The following is a 5301-nucleotide window of genomic DNA, read 5'->3' as shown; positions in this document are numbered from 1 at the left end:
CCTTGGTACCGCGACGCTTGAGGTACTTGTCCCAGTAGAAGTCGTCCGCATTGTCCTTGGAGACAATGGAGAAGCCATTGTCGACGAAGGGCACGCTCATCGGGTTGAAACCCGAACGCTTGGCGTCGTTCATCGGATCGATCAGGCCGGGATGCTTGGCCATCCACAACAGCATGAAGCCCATATAGCCCTGCATGCCCTGGTTTGGATTGACCGAGCCGAAGATCTCGCCGGCCTTGATCATGTCGAGGATCTTGGCATTGACGTCGGCGAGCATGACGCGGATCTTGCCACCGCCTTCCTTGGCGGCCTGGGCAGCGCCGATGGCCGAGTTGGCCTCCGGCATGAACACGGCGCCAAGATCAGGATGCGCCTGCGCCAGGCTCAGAACCGCCTGATAGGCCTTGGTGGGATCCTGGTTCGAAGCGGCGCGGCCGACGAGCTTCATGTCAGGCCATTTGGCTTCCATGCGGGCAACGAACGCGTGGACGCGCTTGTCGTGGTTGTCCTGGCCGGGATTCTCCAGCACCGCATATTCGCCCTTGCCGTCCATCGCCTTGGCAACGGCGTCGGCGGCATAGGTGCCTTCGGCATTGTTGTCGGAGGTGATGTAGGAGACGCGCTTGGAATTCGGCGAGTCGGCGGCGAAGGTCACCACCGCGGTGCCCTGTTCGATGGCGCGGTTGATCGGCTCGATGAACGGATCGGAGTTCATCGGATGCACCAATATGCCGGCCGGCTTCTGCGCCAGCGCTTGGTCGAAGGTCGCGATCTGCTTGTTGACGTCGTATTCCGGCGTACCCGTATAGGCGGTCTCGCAGCCGAACTGCTGGCCGGCCTGCTTGAACATTTCATAGACCGGGAACCAGTATTCGACGCCCGAGACCATGACGTTCATGACATATTTTTCACCCGGCTCGCATTTGAACGGGTTTGGGGTTTCGGCGCGTACCTGCATCGACCCAAAGCAGGTCGATGCAGCCGCCGCGATTGCGAGCGTGCTCAGAAATTTGCGCAAGTTTCCTCCCTTGGCCGAAGCCATCCTCAATGACCGTCGCAGGCGCTCAGCGAGCGCTGCCGTATGGATTTGATGATGCCAACCTTCCTCCGAAAGCCGACGATCGGGACATTACAGCCTCGGCGCACGTTGTCAATATAATTCACATACTGAAATATATTTCACAACCTACTTCCGGGGAGTCTACGCTCCGGTCGACGAAGCTGGTCGCAGGCCGCCAAGGTGCCGTACGGGCCAGGCAAGGCCTTTCCGGCCTTTTTGGCCGCGAACCGGGGAGTGTGGTTGGAGTATCTGCACCCAGGAGTTCGCGCGGTGCCCTCCCGCCGGCCGCGTCTTATCACGTGAAGCCCAGATCTTGTTTGATAAGCATCTGCTCCGAGCGCGGCGTGACGCTCTCCATGTCGCTTGGCCAAGAAGTCTGCTGCTTCGTCGGCTTACAGCAGCCTTGACCACCCGGAGTATTCCGAGAACCTTCGACTGTCCCCCGAATGCGAACGGCCCGCCGGCATTGTTCCAGGCGGATTGTTTGCTTACCGAAGTTTGGTTGGGGAGAGGATTTGAGTTTTCTGTCTTGCGGCTTGGGCTTGGCCTGCTTGGGGGCGCCTGATGACGGGTTAAACGCCGGCACCAGGGCAAAAAACAAAAGAGCCCGCACGAGGCGGGCTGTTTGTTTAGTGAGGTTTGGTTGCGGGGACAGGATTTGAACCTGTGACCTTCAGGTTATGAGCCTGACGAGCTACCGGGCTGCTCCACCCCGCGTCACCTCTTAGCAAGCGTTTGCTTGCTAATCCAAGCAAGCGCTTGCTTGCGTTCCTAAGCAAGCGTTTGCTTGCTTTTTTGTGTAAGCCGAGGCCTACAGATAGGTATATGGCTGACCAAATGAAAGGGCCGCTTACGCGGCCCGTGATCCCTTGGCGGGCCATTTCATAAAGAGAAGACATCACTCCATCCGATTGGATGTGAGTTCAACGTGCGTTTAGCAGACCTGGCAGCGACCTACTCTCCCGCGTCTTGAGACGAAGTACCATCAGCGCTGGAGCGTTTCACGGCCGAGTTCGGAATGGGATCGGGTGCAGCCGCTCCGCCATAACCACCAGGTCGGCAAAACGCACGTTGTTCGAGAAGCTTTTGAGCGAAGGAGCACAAAGAGGCATCGGCAGCGGAGCTGTCGGGTGCCTCTCGGGGCTATTCGCTGGTCCTTTATGTGCCTGTCATCCTCCGATTTGGAGCGATGAGCATAAGGAATGAGAACGATCAAGCCGATCGAACTATTAGTACCGGTAAGCTTCAAGCGTTGCCGCTCTTCCACACCCGGCCTATCAACGTGGTCGTCTTCCACGGTTCTCAGGGAATACTCGTTTTAAGGTGGGTTTCCCGCTTAGATGCCTTCAGCGGTTATCCCGTCCGGATATAGCTACCCTGCTATGCGGCTGGCGCCACAACAGGTCCACCAGAGATCCGTCCATCCCGGTCCTCTCGTACTAGGGACAGATCCTTTCAATATTCCTACACCCACGGCAGATAGGGACCGAACTGTCTCACGACGTTCTGAACCCAACTCACGTACCGCTTTAAATGGCGAACAGCCATACCCTTGGGACCTGCTCCAGCCCCAGGATGCGATGAGTCGACATCGAGGTGCCAAACAACCCCGTCGATATGGACTCTTGGGGGTCATCAGCCTGTTATCCCCGGCGTACCTTTTATCCGTTGAGCGATGGCCCTTCCACGCGGGACCACCGGATCACTATGACCGACTTTCGTCTCTGCTCGACTTGTCAGTCTCGCAGTCAGGCAGGCTTATGCCATTGCACTCAGCGAACGATTTCCGACCGTTCTGAGCCCACCATCGCGCGCCTCCGTTACTCTTTAGGAGGCGACCGCCCCAGTCAAACTACCCACCATACATTGTCCCGGACCCGGATAACGGGCCGCGGTTAGACATCCATAGTAATAAGGGTGGTATTTCAAGGGTGGCTCCACCTGAGCTGGCGCCCAGGTTTCAAAGCCTACCACCTATCCTACACATGCCACTACGAATGCCAATGTAAAGCTATAGTAAAGGTGCACGGGGTCTTTCCGTCTAACCGCAGGAACCCCGCATCTTCACGGGGAATTCAATTTCACTGAGTCTATGCTGGAGACAGCGGGGAAGTCGTTACGCCATTCGTGCAGGTCGGAACTTACCCGACAAGGAATTTCGCTACCTTAGGACCGTTATAGTTACGGCCGCCGTTTACTGGGGCTTCGATTCAGAGCTTGCACCCCTCCTCTTAACCTTCCAGCACCGGGCAGGCGTCAGACCCTATACGTCGTCTTGCGACTTCGCAGAGCCCTGTGTTTTTGATAAACAGTCGCTACCCCCTGGTCTGTGCCACCCTCCTCTACTTGCGTAGAAAAGGGTCACGCTTCTTCCGAAGTTACGCGTGCAATTTGCCGAGTTCCTTCAGCATAGTTCTCTCAAGCGCCTTGGTATACTCTACCAGACCACCAGTGTCGGTTTCGGGTACGGTTTATAAGGAGGAGCTATTTCCTGGAACCACGCAGCAGCCCGTTCAATCCGATAAGATTGGACTACCTCAATGATCCGTCACTACCTCCAAGCCCACGAATATTAACGTGGTTCCCATCGACTACGCGTTTCCGCCTCGTCTTAGGGGCCGGCTAACCCTGCTCAGATTAGCTTTAAGCAGGAACCCTTGGTCTTTCGGCGGGGGAGTCTCTCACTCCCCTTACGTTACTCATGTCAGCATTCGCACTTCTGATACCTCCACCACCCCTCACGGGTATGGCTTCATCAGCTTACAGAACGCTCCGCTACCGCTTGGCCCTTGCGGACCAAACCCTAAGCTTCGGTGTATGGCTTTAGCCCCGTTACATTTTCGGCGCAAAGACCCTTATTTAGACCAGTGAGCTGTTACGCTTTCTTTAAATGATGGCTGCTTCTAAGCCAACATCCTGGTTGTTTTGGGATCCTCACATCCTTTCCCACTTAGCCATAACTTGGGGACCTTAGCTGTAGGTCAGGGTTGTTTCCCTTTTCACGACGGACGTTAGCACCCGCCGTGTGTCTGCCGACTAGTACTCCCAGGTATTCGGAGTTTGGTTAGGTTTGGTAATCCGGTGAGGACCCCTAGCCCATCCAGTGCTCTACCCCCTGGGGTATTCGGTCGACGCTCTACCTAAATAGATTTCGCGGAGAACCAGCTATTTCCGAGTTTGATTGGCCTTTCACCCCTAGCCACAAGTCATCCCGAACTATTGCAACAGTTATGGGTTCGGTCCTCCAGTAAGTGTTACCTTACCTTCAACCTGCTCATGGCTAGATCACTCGGTTTCGGGTCTAATGCGACGAACTGAACGCCCTATTCAGACTCGCTTTCGCTGCGCCTACACCTAGCGGTTTAAGCTTGCTCGTCACACTAAGTCGCTGACCCATTATACAAAAGGTACGTGGTCACCCAGGACGAACCTTGGGCTTCCACTGTTTGTAGGCAATCGGTTTCAGGTACTCTTTCACTCCCCTTGTCGGGGTGCTTTTCACCTTTCCCTCACGGTACTAGTTCGCTATCGGTCATGCACGAGTACTTAGGCTTGGAGGGTGGTCCCCCCAATTTCAGACAGGATTTCACGTGTCCCGCCTTACTCGAGGACGATTGATTGCATTACGCGTACGGGGCTGTCACCCACTATGGCCCTACTTTCCAGAAGGTTCCGCTTGTCTCTCAATCGCCACTGGCCTGGTCCGGGTTCGCTCGCCACTACTTCCGGAGTCTCGGTTGATGTCCTTTCCTACGGGTACTTAGATGTTTCAGTTCCCCGCGTTCGCCACTTTACCCCTATGTATTCAGGGTAAGTTACCTATTATCGATACTTGGAAACCACAGCAGCAAGTCGGCCTTGCGACCTTCCGGCTGCTCTGATTTTCCAAGTACCTTAGGTGGGTTTCCCCATTCGGAAATCTACGGATCAAAGGGTATTCGCACCTCCCCGTAGCTTATCGCAGCGTATCACGTCCTTCATCGCCTGTGCATGCCAAGGCATCCACCAATTGCCCTTAAGACACTTGATCGTTCTCATTGCCAATGCCCACCCGCGCAATCCCGAAGAGATTGTCGCCTGAACCGGATCCTGTGCGGGACCCAATTCGATGTCATTGGCACAAAAAGACCAGCTTCTCGAGATCGGTTCGAGGGTGCGGTTAGGCAAGCCCATCATATGCGGGAGATTGAGCGTCTCCCGCGACAAATCACAAACCTTTTCAAGCTCATGAAGTTCGAACA

At 55.5% G+C, this 5301-nt stretch carries 1 protein-coding gene, 1 tRNA gene and 2 rRNA genes; all 4 read right to left on the bottom strand.

The genetic code is table 11. The features are described 5' to 3' along the window. A partial coding sequence (locus tag EN893_RS07005) for a substrate-binding domain-containing protein (RefSeq protein WP_128361458.1) occupies positions 1–1018 on the bottom strand: 1018 nt, incomplete at its 3' end. A 682-nt stretch (positions 1019–1700) separates the two neighbouring features. Continuing rightward, positions 1701–1777 (bottom strand) — tRNA-Met (locus EN893_RS07000). Between the two features lie 224 nt (positions 1778–2001). Continuing rightward, positions 2002–2116: ribosomal RNA gene (rrf, locus tag EN893_RS06995) — 5S ribosomal RNA — on the bottom strand. Between the two features lie 152 nt (positions 2117–2268). After that, positions 2269–5090, bottom strand: a 23S ribosomal RNA gene (locus EN893_RS06990). Positions 5091–5301 lie beyond the last annotated feature (211 nt).

The organism is Mesorhizobium sp. M7A.F.Ca.CA.004.04.2.1 (genome assembly GCF_004022825.1).
Classification (GTDB): domain Bacteria; phylum Pseudomonadota; class Alphaproteobacteria; order Rhizobiales; family Rhizobiaceae; genus Mesorhizobium.
This window is presented reverse-complemented; position numbering and strand designations above follow the sequence as displayed.